This is a genomic window from Myxococcota bacterium, from assembly GCA_039030075.1.
Classification (GTDB): Bacteria; Myxococcota_A; UBA9160; order UBA9160; family SMWR01; genus JAHEJV01.
The window spans coordinates 332,929-347,558 of the sequence record JBCCEW010000002.1; the positions used below are offsets into that span (position 1 = coordinate 332,929).

11 protein-coding genes and 1 other RNA gene are annotated in these 14,630 nt (G+C 68.2%); 7 read left to right on the top strand and 5 right to left on the bottom strand.

The window, feature by feature from the left end:
• Positions 1–146 precede the first annotated feature (146 nt).
• Positions 147–986 (top strand): phytanoyl-CoA dioxygenase family protein, encoded by an 840-nt coding sequence (locus AAF430_03345; protein MEM7409255.1) that lies wholly within the window; start codon positions 147–149, stop codon positions 984–986.
• 22 nt (positions 987–1,008) lie between these two features.
• On the opposite strand, the gene AAF430_03350 is transcribed toward AAF430_03345, so the two are convergent.
• Positions 1,009–1,410, bottom strand: a complete 402-nt coding sequence (locus AAF430_03350; protein ID MEM7409256.1) for a cytochrome c — start codon at positions 1,408–1,410, stop codon at positions 1,009–1,011.
• Positions 1,398–2,012, bottom strand: a complete 615-nt coding sequence (thrH, locus tag AAF430_03355) for a bifunctional phosphoserine phosphatase/homoserine phosphotransferase ThrH (protein ID MEM7409257.1) — start codon at positions 2,010–2,012, stop codon at positions 1,398–1,400. Before thrH ends, AAF430_03350 begins: the two co-directional genes overlap by 13 nt.
• A 150-nt stretch (positions 2,013–2,162) precedes the next feature.
• Here thrH and AAF430_03360 point away from each other — a divergent pair, with 150 nt between their 5' ends.
• The gene (locus tag AAF430_03360; protein ID MEM7409258.1) at positions 2,163–2,945 is read left to right on the top strand and encodes an undecaprenyl-diphosphate phosphatase; all 783 of its coding nucleotides are present in this window, start codon (positions 2,163–2,165) and stop codon (positions 2,943–2,945) included.
• A gap of 105 nt (positions 2,946–3,050) precedes the next feature.
• Here the strand turns inward: AAF430_03360 and AAF430_03365 are convergent, their stop codons facing one another.
• On the bottom strand, positions 3,051–4,433 hold the full coding sequence (locus tag AAF430_03365) for a sigma-70 family RNA polymerase sigma factor (GenBank protein MEM7409259.1): 1,383 nt from the start codon (positions 4,431–4,433) through the stop codon (positions 3,051–3,053).
• Positions 4,434–4,936: 503 nt separating this feature from the next.
• On the opposite strand from AAF430_03365, the gene AAF430_03370 reads away from it, so the two are divergent.
• Genes AAF430_03370 through AAF430_03380 form a run of 3 tightly spaced genes read left to right on the top strand, consistent with a single transcriptional unit; the run spans position 4,937 to position 10,031 of the window.
• Positions 4,937–5,608: a TetR/AcrR family transcriptional regulator gene (locus tag AAF430_03370; protein ID MEM7409260.1), complete on the top strand. Its 672-nt coding sequence runs from the start codon at positions 4,937–4,939 to the stop codon at positions 5,606–5,608.
• A complete protein-coding gene (locus tag AAF430_03375) occupies positions 5,605–6,816 on the top strand; it encodes an efflux RND transporter periplasmic adaptor subunit (protein MEM7409261.1) in 1,212 nt (403 codons plus the stop codon). The genes AAF430_03370 and AAF430_03375 overlap by 4 nt, the downstream gene beginning before the upstream one ends.
• The gene (locus AAF430_03380; protein MEM7409262.1) at positions 6,813–10,031 is read left to right on the top strand and encodes an efflux RND transporter permease subunit; all 3,219 of its coding nucleotides are present in this window, start codon (positions 6,813–6,815) and stop codon (positions 10,029–10,031) included. The genes AAF430_03375 and AAF430_03380 overlap by 4 nt, the downstream gene beginning before the upstream one ends.
• A 45-nt stretch (positions 10,032–10,076) precedes the next feature.
• Here the strand turns inward: AAF430_03380 and AAF430_03385 are convergent, their stop codons facing one another.
• The gene (locus tag AAF430_03385) at positions 10,077–11,846 is read right to left on the bottom strand and encodes an SLC13 family permease (protein MEM7409263.1); all 1,770 of its coding nucleotides are present in this window, start codon (positions 11,844–11,846) and stop codon (positions 10,077–10,079) included.
• Between AAF430_03385 and AAF430_03390 the strand changes: the two genes are divergently transcribed.
• Complete coding sequence (locus AAF430_03390; GenBank protein ID MEM7409264.1) at positions 11,845–12,987, top strand: GNAT family N-acetyltransferase; 1,143 nt, start codon at positions 11,845–11,847, stop codon at positions 12,985–12,987. The genes AAF430_03385 and AAF430_03390 overlap by 2 nt on opposite strands.
• Positions 12,988–13,086: 99 nt before the next feature.
• Here the strand turns inward: AAF430_03390 and rnpB are convergent.
• An RNA gene (gene rnpB, locus AAF430_03395) (RNase P RNA component class A) lies at positions 13,087–13,512 on the bottom strand.
• A gap of 149 nt (positions 13,513–13,661) precedes the next feature.
• Between rnpB and AAF430_03400 the strand changes: the two genes are divergently transcribed.
• Complete coding sequence (locus tag AAF430_03400; GenBank protein MEM7409265.1) at positions 13,662–14,480, top strand: SDR family oxidoreductase; 819 nt, start codon at positions 13,662–13,664, stop codon at positions 14,478–14,480.
• Positions 14,481–14,630 lie beyond the last annotated feature (150 nt).

Below are 14,630 nucleotides of genomic sequence, written 5' to 3' on the forward strand. Positions count from 1 at the left end.
CGGCGGGCTGCAGCGTGGGGGCTGTGAAACTTGCGTAAAACCCGACGTCTGGAGGCGTTTCCCGCGGGATCGCGCTGCCTTGCACGGAGCCCGTCGGGATCCGAGACTCCGCCTTTTCGCACCCGGGCCGGGTGCCGAGGAGCCCCGTGATTCCCGATCGTCCGCCCCAGAAGCCGACTGCACCGGAACGCCTGACCGCCGCAGAGCGCCGCGCTTGGCGCGAAGACGGCTTCTTCGTGCGCGAGCGCCTGTTCGGACCCGAAGAGCTGGACGAACTGCGTGGGGCCGCCGAGCGGTGCGTGAAGCTGGCCGAACAGGCCATGCAGCGTTCCGAGGACGTGTACGCGATCGACGGCAACGTCTACCACGAAGCCGGCGGCTCGACGGTGCAGCTCGAACACACGCCGGGCTCCAAGACGATCCGCGTGATCGAACCCTTCCATCACCTCGACGACACGATGAACCGGCTGATCGATGATCCGCGTCTCGTCGAACCGATGCGCGACCTGATCGGGGACGAGCGCGTCTGCCTCTACACCGACAAGCTGAACCTGAAGCGTCCGCGCGAGGGGTCGGGTTTCGGCTGGCACCAGGACTCGCCGTACTGGGCGCACTTTGCTCCCGAGCTGGATCGGCTGCCGAACGTGCTCGTCGCCCTCGATGACGCCGACGAGGAGAACGGCTGCTTTCGGGTGATTCGGGGCAGCCATCGGCGAGGGCTGCTGCCCGGACGGGAAGGAGAGGGGCGCCTTGGCCCGCTCTTCACCGACCCCACCGCCTTTGATCTCGAGGACCAGGTGCCCGCGGCGATGCCCGCCGGCAGCGCGATCTTCTTCAGTCCGCACACCGTGCACGGGTCCGAGTCCAACCGTTCCGATGCGCTCCGCCGCGCACTCGTGATCACCTACCAGCCGGGGAGTCCCGACGGCCGGCGAATGTTCAAGGTGGACCGCACCCGGTTTGCCGGCGAGCGCGAGCCGAGCTGAAGCGCGCCTCGGCGCGTTGCGACTACGGAGCCTGGTACGGCGGGTCGGCGACGGAGCGCATGAACGCGATCACGTCGATGATCTGGGCGTCGCTCAGGCTGCCGCCCCAGGCCGCCATCTGCGCCGACTTACCGGCGGCCTGGCCACCCTCCTTCACCACCGTGAACAGGTGATCGTCGGACAGGGCGTTCATGTACTCCCCGTCGCAGTGCTTCGCCGGCTTCGGGTCGAGGCTGGCCGAAAGGGGGCCGTCGCCGCAGCCGGTTTCCCCGTGGCAGGTGGCGCAATAGATCCGGTAGTGGGCCGCGCCCGCTCTTGCGTCGCCTCCTCCGAAGGACTCGGGCGCTGGTGCTTCCTCGGAGTCTGCGCAGGCCGCGGCGACGGTCGCGACCAGAACGCAGGAGGCTGCCCTCAGGAGGCGCATCGCTCCTGTCCGCGCAGGAACTCGGCGCGGAGTTCGTCGTAGGTCCGAGTCACCGGGAACTGGGGAAACTCGGCGATCACGTTGTCCGGGGGCCGGAACAGGATTCCTGCGTCGGCGGCCTGGAGCATCGACGTGTCGTTGTACGAATCGCCCGAGGCGATCACTTTGAAGTTGAGGCCGTGAAACGCCTCGACCGCGCACCGCTTCTGGTCTTGCTGCCGAAGCCGGTAGTCGGTGATCCGTCCGGTTCCGTCGACCACCAGGCGGTGGCAGAAGAGGGTGGGGTAGCCGAGCTGGGCCATCAGCGGTGCCGCGAACTCGTAGAAGGTGTCCGAGAGGATGACGACCTGGAAGCGCTCGCGAAGCCAGTCGACGAAGGCCGGTGCACCTTCGAGGGGAGACAGCTCACCGATCACGCGTTGGATGTCGGGCAGGCCCAGACCGTGCTCCTCGCAGATCTGGAGCCGCTTGCGCATCAGCACGTCGTAGTCGGGCTCGTCGCGCGTGGTGATGCGCAGGGCGTCGATGCCGGCGCGCTCGGCGACGTTGATCCAGATCTCGGGGATCAAGACCCCTTCCAGATCGAGGCAGGCGATGATCAAGGTGGATTCCCCCGCGACCGATGCGAACCGGGCATGGTCTAGCAGATTCGCCCGGTTGTCGGGCGGCTGCGAAGGCCTTTGGATACGATCCGTCGGGGGGAAAGAGGTGTCGCGAGCGAGCAATCTCGTCGCACCGGGTGGGTCGCGTACGTGACGCCGCTCGAGGCGCTCTGGCTGGGCATCATCCAAGGGCTCACCGAGTTCTTCCCGGTCTCGAGCTCGGGCCATCTCGTGATCGGTCAGGCCCTGTTGGGTCTCGAGGAGACCGGGGTCGTCTTCGAGGTGGCCGTGCACGTCGCCACCCTGGTGTCCGTGCTCGTCTTCTATCGGCGTCGCGTTGCCGGTCTCGTCGTCGATGCGCTGCGCGGCCGTCGCGAGGCGCTCGAGTACGGCGGAAAGTTGGCGGTCGCGACGTTGCCGGCGGTGATCCTGGTGCTCCTCGCCGGTGATTTCCTCGAGGCGCTCTTCGACCGCCCTGCCGTAGCGGGCATCGCGCTGCTCGTGACGGGCGGGATCCTGTGGACCACGCGCTGGACCTTGCCCCGCGCCGAGCACCCCGAACCCGGTTGGCTGTCGGCCTGGTGGATCGGCTGCGCCCAGGCCTTTGCGATCGTTCCCGGAATCTCGCGGAGCGGGTCGACCGTGGCGATGTCCCTCGGTCTGGGAATTCGCCCCGCGGCGGCCGCCGAGTTCTCGTTCTTGATGAGCGTGCCCGCCATCCTGGGCGCCGCCGTCACGAAGTTCGATGAGCTCACCCAGGTGGCCGCCGAGGCGGTATGGCCACTGGTGGTCGGGAGTGCGGCAGCCGGCGTCGCCGGCGTCGCCGCGATCTGGCTGTTCGTCGCGATGCTGCGCCGCCAGTCCTTCCACGTGTTCTCGTACTACACGTGGGTGGCGGGAGCGGCGTTCCTCGCTTGGCTGCACTGGGCCTGACGCGCGAGCGTAGTGCCCTGCGGCGGCCGAACGAAAACGGCGCCTCCACCGAGGTGGAGACGCCGCTATCGAGAGACTCTGGCCTTCGGCTCCGGCCAGCGAGCGCTAGGGCTCGAGGATCGGGTGCAGATTCTGCGCGGGTAGGGTCTCGCGCAGCTTCTTCAGGGCGCGTGCCTCGAGCTGACGCACGCGCTCGCGCGACAGACCGAGCGACTGACCGATCTGCTCGAGGGTGTGCTCTTCCTCGCCGCCCAGGCCGTAGCGCAGGCGCAGGATCAGCTGCTCCCGCGACGTCAGCGCACCGATCAGGTAGCCGACGCCCGAACGCATGCGCTCGCCGTCGAGACCGTTGTCCGGTGCAGACGACGTGGGATCCGCGACGAAGTCTTCGAGCCGCTTCTCGGTGCCGGCCACCGACGACTCGAGCGAGATCGCCTCGCGGCTGAGCACGTCGAGTGCCTCCAGAGAGCTCGCGTCCGTTCCGAGTTCCGGCGCCAGCTCGGCCGGCGTGGGCTCGCGACCCAGCTTGCCCGTGAGCTCGGCGCGCACGCGCTGGCTGCGCTGCAGCCGGTCGTGCACGTGAGAGGGCAGACGGATCGTCCGCGAGTGGTTCTGGATCGCGCGCACGAGTGCCTGGCGGATCCACCAGACCGCGTAGGTCGAGAACTTGAAACCACGGCGGTGGTCGAACTTCTCGACGGCGCGGATCAGGCCCAGGTTGCCTTCCTGGATCAGGTCCGGGAAGGACAGGCCCAGGTTCCGGTAGTCCTTGGCGATCGCCACGACGAGCTTCAGGTTGTGCTCGATGAAGCGGTTCTTCTCGTCGCTCATCCGATCGTGCGCGTCTTCGACGGCGCCGACCTTCTTGAGCAGATCATCCCGCGACATCTCGGCGTCGGCCTCGAGCTCCTTGAAGCGCTTCGTGCCGCGTCGGGCCCGGCGCAGATCGCGCGCGAGCTCGAGGCATTTCTGGCGCATCTCGGCGAGCACGGCCAGCGACAGCTGGGCCGACTTCATGTCACGCGAGATCCGTGCGTCGATCTTGATGAGCTCTTTCTGGGGGCCGCTCTTGCGCGCCTTGTCGCGATTGGCGAGCAGGGTGCGCAGGCGCTTCACCGCGCGCTCGACGCGCGCAGCGATCTCCCCCGTCTCCTCGTCGCCGACGGATTCGGAGAGCTTCGCGCCCGTATGCGAGAGCGCGCGCAGTTCGTCCCAGCGCCCGACGACGTGTCGCGCGCAAAGCGGGATCGCGTACAGCGCTTCCCGCAGCTGCTGAGTGGCCGCTTCCAGTTCCTTGGCGAGCAGCACCTCTTCCTCACGCCGAAGCGTGCGGGTGCCGCCGATCTCCTGGAAGTACGACTCCAACGGGCGTCGTTCCCGGCCCGGATCCAGATCCTCGGCCGGTGCGGCCCGGGTAGCCCCGGTCGCAGCCTGGGTGCCTTCTTCGGCCTTCTTCTTTTTCTTGCGGTCTTCCGCCTTCACTGTCACTGCGAAGTCCTCGACCCGCCGGTGCCGTTCCGCACCGTAGTGTCGGATACCGCCCGGAGTGATCTCGTTGTGAGTTGTTTCATTCCGGCGGCCCCCCGTCTGCGATGATCTCTGTGAGACGCAAGAGATCTGCACATAGGGCGGAACCGTTGGCCGGTTGGCGCGCAGCCAGGAAAGGGTGGACGGATGTCCGGCCGGACGGCGTGTGATGAGATGTCGGGGGGGCGCTGAACAGCCCGGTATATTGTCTCACCGGTCCATCAAAGTCCAGCAGTTTCTGGGGTTTGGGCACGTGTCTGCCTCCGGCACGGGCGATCGGGGAATCCTCCTGAGAGTAATCAGTGTCCTTATCGTGGTGAAAAGGCAACATTTTTGTATCGGATCGCACACCCGCCAACACAAGCACCGATTTGCTCCCGGCGAGCCACGGGCTAGCCTTGCGGAACTGACCAGTCAGTACTGACGCGCCCCGCGGGAACCCTGTGTCCAGTCCCCATCCCTCCATGACAGCCGTCGTCGCTTCCCCGACGGACGATCCGAAGCGACGCCGCATCCTCGACGCGGCGCTGAGCGTGGGTGCCCGGAGCGGAATCTCGGCCGCCCGGATGGAAGAGGTGGCCAGCGAGGCCGGCGTCTCGAAGGGAACGCTCTACCGGTTCTTCCAGAGCAAGGAAGATCTCTTCCTGGCCACCCTCATCGATTCCTACGAAACCGGGGTGCGCCATGTCGACGCCCGGCTGCCCGACGAGTCCGAGCCCGAGACGCGTCTGCGGGCAGTGCTGGAAGGGCTGGTCGGGGTGCTCGAGCGGGTCGGGCCGCGCGCGACCCTCCACTATCAGGCGTGGGGCATGGTGGCTGCGAATCCGGAGCTGAACGAGCGACTGCACGGCTTCCTGCGAGCGTTCCACGCAGACCGCTTCGACGAATTCGCATCGCTCGTCGTCGACGGCCAGGCGGCCGGCCGGTTTCGCTCGGACGTCGACGCGGCGACCACCGCCCACGCGATCGGATCGCTGTTGTCCGGGTTCATCTACCGCTCTGCCTTCGACCCCGACGCTGCGACGCCCGACGCACTGCGGCGCTGTTTCGATGACCTGGTCGGCGGCTTGATCGCCGGTTCCGCTCCTGATCCCGATTCCACTCCAGCGCGCCCGCCGGAGGTTCCTCCCACATGACCCCTTCGCCGAGCGAGACGCCCGGTTCCCGCGCCGCGGATCCGCGCCTCGTCAGACGTTTGTGGGGCATCTTCGCCGTGCTGGTCGTGGCGGGGATCCTCTTGCGGGCCACCGCGCCCGATCCGCAGGCGGTGGGCGCTGCCGGACCCGCCCTGGCCGCGATCGCCGTCGACACGCTGCGTGTGTCCCCCCGCGCGGTCGTTTCCGAAGCCGAGTTCTCGGGTGTCGTCGAGGCGGCGCGACACCTCCGGTTGGTCTCCGAGACCCAGGGTCGGGTCGTCGAGCTCGGGGCCGAAGACCTCGACGCCGTCGACGGCGACCAGCTGCTGATCCAGGTCGATCCCTTGTTGGCCCAGGTGGCCGTGGACCGGGCGCAGGCCGCGATTTCGCGGACCCGAAGCGAGCTCGGGCTCGCGCGCACCAGTCTCGAGCGTCAGCGCAACCTGGCCGAGCGCTCGGTCGCGAGCGAATCCGCGTTGGACGACGCGTCGAACCGCTCGCGCGTCGCACAAGCCGCGATCCGTGAGGCGCGGGCGAACCTGGCCGAGGCCCAGGATGCGCTCGGGAAGAAGGCGATTCGCGCGCCCTTCGCGGGCGTGCTCCGCGACTTCGAGCCCGAGCGGGGCGAAGTCCTCCAGGTGGGCCAGGTGCTCGGCGAGCTCCTCGATCTGTCGGCCGCCCGAGTCACGATCGGTCTGAGCGATCGTCAGATCGTCGACGTACAACCGGGCCAGACCGTGCAGGTGACCGTGGAAGCGCTTCCGAACGCGACCTTCGAAGGGAAGGTGCTGCGGGTGGCAGCGGCCGCGGACGCGACCAGTCGGCGTTTCCCCGTCGAGGTCGAGATCCCGAACCCGGATCGACGCATCCTGCCGGGCATGGTCGCCCGGGTCCGCATCGGGTTGGGTGGCAAGACCGAGCGCATGCTGGTGCCGCGCGAGGCGGTGGCCGAGGAATACGGTCTGCGTTTCGTGTTCGTGCTGACGCCGGATCCGGAGAGTGGTGAGCTGCGCGCCGAGCGCAGGCGGGTCGAAGTGCGCGAGGTGCCCTTCGATCTGCGCTGGTTGGAAGTCGAGTCGGGGTTGGCTTCCGGGGAACGCGTGGCGACGACCCGCGTCCGTCTGCTGCGCGACGGCAGCGTCGTCAGCGACGCGGCGGCGACCGTCGCGGCCCCCGAGTCCACGTCCGCGACCACGGATGCGTCGTGAGTCTGCCGCGCTTCTCGGTCAAGCAGGTCGTCTTCGTCAATCTGCTGTTCGTGATCGTGGCCGTCGCCGGGTACCAGGCCGCCACGCGCATCCCCGTCGATCTCTTTCCCGACATCTCCTTCAACACCGCCATCGTCGGCACGGTGTGGCGGGGGGCTTCGGCCGATGAGGTCGAGCGCCTCGTCACCACGAAGCTCGAGGACGAGATCCAGGATGTCGACGGCATCAAGGAGCTGCGCAGCTTCTCGCAGGCGGGGCTCTCGACGATCGAGATCGAGTGGAAGGAGACGCTCGAGGAAACCGAGTACGAATCGTCCCTGAACGAACTCCGGGCGGCGGTCGATCGCGTGCCCGATCTCCCCGAGGATGCGGAAGAGACGATCATCACCGAGCTCTCGGTTTCCGAGGTGCAGAACGTCTGCATGATCGCGGTGACGGACGTGGGCGGTGTCGGTGAGTTCACGCTACGAGAGGTCGCGCGCGACATCGAGCGCCGCGTGGAACGCATCCCCGGCGTGCGCAAGGCGACGCTCCGCGGCGAGCGGGAGCGCGAGCTGCGCGTCTACGTCGATCGCGAACGCGCGATGCAGTCGGATCTCACGCTGGCCGAGATCTCGGCCCAGATCGGTCGCAACAACCAGAACGTGCCGGGTGGCGCGATGGACACGGGCGAGCGCGAGATCACCGTGCGCGGGCTCGGGAACTTCGCCACGCCGGAGGAGCTCGCTGCGACGGTCGTGAAGAAGGACGCTGCGGGGAACCACGTCCGGCTCTCGGACGTCGCGCGCATCGAGGACGGATTCGAGCGACGGGTGATCTACGGACGCCACAATGGCAATCCGACCATCATCGTCGGCATCTCGAAGAACCCGGAAGACGACATCACGACACTGGTGGACCGGGTGCGCGCGTTCATGGAGGAGTACGAGTCGCTCCTGCCCCCAGGCATCGAGGCGCCGGTGACCTGGGACTCCTCGCGGATCGTCCGCGATCGCATGGGCACGATGATCGACAACGTGATGCTGGGCGTCGTGCTCGTCGTCTTCGTTCTCTGGCTCACCGTCGGCTTCCGCAATTCGCTGATCGTGACGATCGGGATTCCCTTCTCCTTCCTCTCGGCGTTCCTGCTCTTCCCGTTCTTCGGGATCACGATCAATCTGATCTCGCTGGTCGGCTTCGTGATGGTGACGGGCATGCTCGTCGATCACGCGATCATCATCGTCGAGAACATCTACCGGCACATCGAGAACGGAAAGCCCATCGATGACGCGATCATCGAGGGCGCCGAAGAGGTGATGTGGCCGGTGGTCGCGACCGTCGTGACGACGCTGGCTGCCTTCCTGCCCGCGCTGATGATCCAGGGAACGAGCGGTGAGTTCGGCTCGATCCTGCCGAAGACCGTGATCCTGGTGCTGGTGGGGTCGCTCTTCGAGGCGCTGATCGTGCTGCCCGCGCACTACGTCGACTGGGGCAGTCGCGATCCCGGCACGGAGAAGGATCGCTCGGGCGAGGGGTGGGGCGCGCGCATCCGGCGCGGGAGTCACGCGCTGCGTGAAGCCGTGGAAGGGTGGATGGATCGGCTGCGCGACGTCTACGTCCGGCGCCAGCAGTCCCTGCTGCGCCACCGCTACGTCTTCCTCGCCACCTGCTGCGCTGCCTTCTACGCATCCTGCGGTCTCCAGGCGCGTGTTCCCGTCGATCTCTTTCCTTCGGACTTCGATCAGCTCTTCATCACGGTGCGTACGCCGACGGACTACGGCGTGGAGCAGACCAACGAGGTCATTCGAGAGATCGAAGCCGAGGTGTCGGGCTTGACCCGAGAGGTCGACGAGTTCACCTCCTATGTCGGCTTCGGGATGAACGCGGATGAGAACATCATCAATGGCGTGAACTACGGAATGCTCTTCGTCAGCCTGGTCGACGAGCCCGAGATCCGCGAGGACCCGAAGGCCGCCCTGGGTCGCGTCCGCGACCACCTCGACACCTACGTCGCGGCGAACCCGGGACGCATCGACAACCTGCTCGTCATCGAGCCGCGCAACGGGCCTCCGATTGGCAAGCCCGTCGCCGTGCGCATTCAGTCCGACGACTACGAGGTGGCGAAGCGCATCTCTAGCGAGATCCAGGCCGAGCTGGCGTCGATCGAGGGGGTCTTCAACATCGAAGACAACGTGCCCGAGGGGCCGCTCGAGCTGCGCGTGGCGCTCGACGAGCATCGCGCGTCGCTTCAGGGTTTGAGCTTCGACACGGTGGCGACCGCGCTCCGCGCGGCGAACGACGGTCTGGTGCCCTCGACCTTCAAAGATCCGAAGGCCGACGAGGACATCGACATCCGCGTGATGCTGCAGGGCGCCCAGCGCAGCTCGATGGACGACCTGCTCGACGTCGAGATGCGCGCCCCGGGCGGGCAGCGCGTGGAGCTCGGCGACGTCGCCCAGGTGGAGGTCGCGCGCGGCTACGAGCGGCTCTACCACTACGACGCGCGCCGCGCCGTGGTGGTCTATGCCGACGTGGACGGTGAGAACGCGACATCGACCGCGGTGAACGCGCGTCTCGAAGCGCGCTTCGCCGACGTGCCGAGTCGGTTCCCTGGCGTGAACCTGGTGTTCGGCGGCGAGTTCGAGGCGACGAAGCAGACCGTCGAGGACATGCAGCGCGCGGTCGGCGTCGCGGTGCTCGCGATCTACGCAATCCTCGCCACGCTCTTCCGCTCCTACCTCCAGCCAATGGTCGTGATGAGCGTGATCGGCTTCGCCTTCATCGGGGTGACGATCGGGCTGTTCGTGACCGGTGGCGCTCTGTCGATCTGGGTGATGTACGCCGGAGTCGGCTTGGCCGGGATCGTGGTGAACGATTCGCTGGTGCTGATGGACTTCGTGAATCGCCAGCGAGAGCAGGGCGTCGATGTGGACGAAGCGGTGCGCATTGCCTCCCAGCGACGCTTCCGTCCGATCCTGTTGACGACCGTGACCACGATCGCTGGGCTCTTGCCGATGTCGCTCGGGCTTTCGGGGAAGTCGCTCGTGTTCGGCCCGTTCGCGACGGCGATCGTGTTCGGACTCTCGATCGCCAGCCTGCTGACCCTCTTCGTGGTGCCTGCGCTCTACCTCACCCTCGAGGACGTGCGCTCGGCGTTCGAAGGATGGCGGGCGCGACGGGCCCCGCTGGCTGCGCCGGGCGCGGTGGCCGGCGGCCGGGGAGCGGACACGCCCTAGTGGTGATGGGTCGGTGCCTGCTCCGGGCGCACCGCCACCGACGAATCAGAAGGGCCAGACCCGAGGGATCATGAACAATGCCGTCGCCGCGCAGAGCGCGTCGAGCGGCAGGCCGACCTTCACGAAATCGGTGAAGCGGTAGCCACCCGGGCCGTACACGATGAGGTGGGTCTGGTAGGTGACCGGCGAGGCGAAGGCGCAGCAGCCACCGACGATCACTGCCATCACGAAGGGGCGCGTGTCGACGCCGAGCAGCTCGGCCGTGGCGGCGGCGATCGGGAAGGTGAGGGCGACGGCCGCGTTGTGGTGCAGGAGCTCTGCCAACAGCAGGGTCGCGAAGTAGATCACTACCAGCGCGTAGAAAGGTCCGATGTCGCCAGCGACGCTCGCGATCGCTCCCGCGATCAGGGCGGCCGCGCCGCTCTTCTCCATGGCGAGCGCAATGCCCAGGCCCGCGCCGATCACGACGAGGATCGACCAGTCCACGCTGGCGCGCGCGATGCGGCCGGGCAGGCAGCGTGTCGCGATCAGCGCGCCTGCCGCCAGGAAGGCCGCGATCGAGATCGGGTAGATGCCGGTTCCCGCCACGACCACCATCGCCACCAGGATCGCCAGGGCCACGCCGGCGCGTTCGTGACGGGGCGCTTCGCTGTCGGGGAGTTCGCTCACGAGATAGAAGTCGCGGCTGTTGCGGTGTGCGCGAAAGAAGCCAGGCGCCGTCTGCAGGAGGAGCGTGTCGCCGGCCTGGAGCACGATCTCGCCGATCTTGCCCGGCATCCGCTCGGCGTTGCGGTGGACCGCGATCACGGCGGCGTCGTAGACGGTCCGAAAGTTGGCGTCGCGAATGCTCTGGTTGATGAGCGGCGAGGATGCCGACACCACGGCTTCGGTCAGCCGCTGGTCGGGCGCGGCGAGGGAGGGTTGGTCCTCATGAGAGATGGGGACGAGTCCGCGGATGCGTTGCAGCTCGACCAGGGTAGAGACCACGCCTGCGAACACCAGCTCGTCGCCGGCTTCGATCACCTCGTCCGGTCCGACCGGCGTGAGCGTGCGCCCGTCGCGGACGATCTCGACCAGGAACAGCCCGGGCAGGTGGCGCAGGCCGGCGCCCTCGACGGTGCTGCCAATCAACGGGCAGTCGCGCGCCACGCCCATCGAGCCGGTGTACTCGCGGCGTCGCTCGCCGAGGCGCTCGGTGGCGCCGCGTCCCTCGGGCAGCAGGCGGGGTGCCACGAACAAGAGGTAGAGCAGCCCGACGGCAGCGATCGGAAGCGTGGCCGGCGCCAGCTCGAAGAAGCCGATCGGACGCATCCCGGCCGCGTTCGCGAGGCCGGCGACGGTCAGCGTGGTGCTGGTGCCGATCACGGTGAGGATGCTGCCGAGGATCGACGCGTAGCTCAGCGGGATCAGCAGGCGGCTCGGCGAGAGGTCGACTCGGCGCGTCCAGTCCAGGATCACCGGCGTCATCATGGCCACGATCGGCGCGCTGTTCAGGAAGGCCGAGAGCGCCGCAACGGGCGGCCCGGTCCGCAGCAAGCCGCTGGCTTCGTCCCGGGCCCGAGCGAAGAGGCGTCCCACCGTGGCATCGAGCGCCCCGGTCTCGCGCAGGGCCGCCGAGACGACGAAAAGGACGCCGACGGTCGCCAGCGCGGGGTTCGCAAACCCGGCGAAGGTCTCGGCCGGAGTGAGCACGCCGGCCGCGGCCAGGGTGAACAGGCCCGCCATCAAGATCAGATCGGGCTTGGCGATCTCGCGGACCATGGCCACGAGCGTCAGGCCGACGACAACGAGCGTGAGCCAGCCCTGCCACTCCATGCGCGGAGCACGATACACCAACATCCGCCACACTGACCGCACGATGTCCGGCAACGCGCGCGCCTGGGAAGACGTTCCCTTCACCGAGAAGGCCTTCTATCTGGCCGAGTTTCGCGAGCGCACGGTGGCGCTGGCCTGTGATGTGGGTGCGCTGGCCGGCCGGGATGGAGTTCCGGGCGACGCGGCGGTGGTGCGCAGCGTGATCGAGGAGCTCGAAGGCAACCGCACGCGCGTGGTGCTCTTGCTGGCCGATCTGGGCGAAGCGGCTGCGCTGGGCGCGCGCGTCGTGAAGCCGGATGCGGCCGGGCCGGTGGGCGCTGTCTGGCGGTCGCTGCGGCGCACCCCCTGTGTCGCGATCGGCATTCCGGGGGGCGACGCGTTCGCCGCGGGGGCTCGCCACCTCGCTGTGAATCTGGGCGTGACCAAGCTCGTGGTACTGGACCCGGCCGGCGGCATCTCCCGCCCGGACGGCAGCCGCGTTTCCTTCGCAGACCTGGCCGAGCTCTCGGGAGGCTTGCGCGATGCCAGGGAGGGCGCGGCCCGCGTCTCTCTGCTCGTCGAAATCGAGGCGGCGCTGCGCGAGGGGCTCCCCGCGGTGAACCTGTGTACGGCCGCGGGGCTCGCGGACGAGCTGTTCAGCTATGCCGGTTCGGGCACCCTGTTCACCCCCGAGCGCTACATCGACGTGCGGCGCCTGGGGCTCGACGATCTGAGCGCCGCGAACGACCTGATCGGTCGGGGAGTCGCCGAGGGTTACCTCGCCGAGCGCAGCGACGCCGCGCTCGACCAGATCTTTGCGAACGGCTTCGGCGCCTTCGTCGAGGGGCGGCACCTCGCCGGGATCGGCGCGTTGGTCCCGCACGTGGCCAGCCAGACGAGCGAGATCGCCTCGCTCTACACGCTCACGCGTTTCCTGGGGGAGGGCGTCGGCGGGCATCTGGTCCGCGGCCTCCTCGACGCGGCACGCCGACGCGGGGACCGTGCGGTGTTCGCCTGCACCACGACCGAGCGGGTGGTCGGATTCTTCGAGCGCGAGGGGTTTGCGCGGGTGGGTTCCGATGCGCTGCCCGACGAGAAGTGGGCCGACTACGACCCCGAGCGCCGCGAACGCGTCACCTGCCTGCGCTTCGAGCTCGCGTAGCACCCCGAATACTGGAGAGGGGAGACGGCTCTCACCGTCTCCCCTCGTATGGAGCGCCAGGGGCGTGGCCGAAGCTTCGTCCCCCGGGTTCGGGCGCGAGGCCCGAAGTGGCGTGTAAGCCGGGTTCTGTTCCGATCCGAGTAGGACCGGCGAGGATCATTCATCTAGGCGACGCATTGCTGCGCCGCTCGAGCGCTCTAACCCGCGTACTGGCACCCGAAGGAGCTTCGGGCGGGCCGCCCTCGACAGTACGCCTATTCGAGCTTGCTCCAGGAGGGGCTTGCCCCGCCGCCGGTCACCCGGCAGTCGCGCGTGGGCTCTTACCCCACGATTTCAACCTTACCTGTGCCTCCTCGCGCGCGGCCTCTCACAACCTCGCGCGGATCGACGGCCATCGGCGGTGTGGTTTCTGTTGCGCTTTCCCTCGGGTCACCCCGGGTCGCCGTTAACGACCTCCCTGCCCTGTGGAGCCCGGACTTTCCTCCCGTGAACGCGAGGTTCACCAGCGATCCCCCGGCCACCTCCAGAGGCCATCGTACCCATCCGCCCAACGCTGCGCCCGCGCTAGCTTGGCGCTTCCGGGGCCGTGGCCGGGCTCGAACACGGGGTTCCCACCCACGCTGGGAACCGTTTCCGTCGATCTGCGGCGGCTCCAACCAGCAGGGAGCAACGAGATGAGCGTATTCCGCGACGATGTGTTGGCCGGTCGGGTCGCACTGGTGACCGGTGGCGGTACGGGGATCGGTTTCGGGATTGCCCGCACGCTCGGGCAGCACGGCGCGCGCGTCTGCATCTGCAGCCGAAAGGTCGAGGTCCTCGAGCGCGCGGTGGCCGAGCTGGCGGGGGAGGGCATCGAGGCGTTCTATTCGGTCTGCGACATCCGCGATCCCGAGGCGGTGCGGGCGACCATCGACGCGGTGATCGAGCGCTGGTCACGACTCGACATCCTGATCAACAACGCGGCCGGGAACTTCCCTGCGCCCATCAGCCGGATCTCTCCGAAAGGCTTCAAGACCGTCGTCGACATCGACCTGCTCGGCACCTACCACTGCTCCCGGCTCGCCTTCGATGCCTGGCTGCGCGACCACGGGGGCAACATCGTCAACATCTCGGCTCCCTTCGAGGGGAAGGGAGCGGCGCTGCAGGTGCACGTCGCGGCCACGAAGGCCGGGGTCGATTCGGTGACGCGCACCTGCGCCGTCGAGTGGGGGCGCTATGGGGTCCGGGTGAACGGCGTGATGCCGGGACCCATCGCGGACACCGAGGGCATGGCCCGCTTCGGGGCCGCGGCCGGAGCCGACGCCGCTTCGAGCGTTCCCCTGGGCCGGGAAGGGACCCGAGACGACATGGCGAACGCGGTGCTCTTCCTGGTCAGCGATGCCGCGTCCTACGTGAGTGGGCAGGTCTTCGCGGTCGATGGCGCGTCGACGGTCGACCAACTGGGGATGGCTTCGAAGCTCGCCGACATGGAAGCGGCCTGGCCCGATCGCTGAGGGGCGCCGCTGGCCGCCCCGCCCCTTCCCAGAGCTGTCAGGGCGCCTGAGGTGTGTCGGCGCCCGTGCCCGCAATCCTCCGGGATTCCCCGCGGGTAGCGTCTGGATAGGCCGGAAAGTATCTATTGAATACTGAGTCGGTATCCGATA

What these genes read in the sequence shown, in the direction of transcription:
- AAF430_03375 (MEM7409261.1), top strand. Translation starts at nt 5,605, where the DNA reads ATGACCCCTTCGCCGAGCGAGACGCCCGGTTCCCGCGCCGCGGATCCG.
- AAF430_03385 (MEM7409263.1), bottom strand. Translation starts at nt 11,846, where the DNA reads ATGGAGTGGCAGGGCTGGCTCACGCTCGTTGTCGTCGGCCTGACGCTC.
- AAF430_03400 (MEM7409265.1), top strand. Translation starts at nt 13,662, where the DNA reads ATGAGCGTATTCCGCGACGATGTGTTGGCCGGTCGGGTCGCACTGGTG.
- AAF430_03350 (MEM7409256.1), bottom strand. Translation starts at nt 1,410, where the DNA reads ATGCGCCTCCTGAGGGCAGCCTCCTGCGTTCTGGTCGCGACCGTCGCC.
- AAF430_03390 (MEM7409264.1), top strand. Translation starts at nt 11,845, where the DNA reads ATGCGCGGAGCACGATACACCAACATCCGCCACACTGACCGCACGATG.
- AAF430_03370 (MEM7409260.1), top strand. Translation starts at nt 4,937, where the DNA reads ATGACAGCCGTCGTCGCTTCCCCGACGGACGATCCGAAGCGACGCCGC.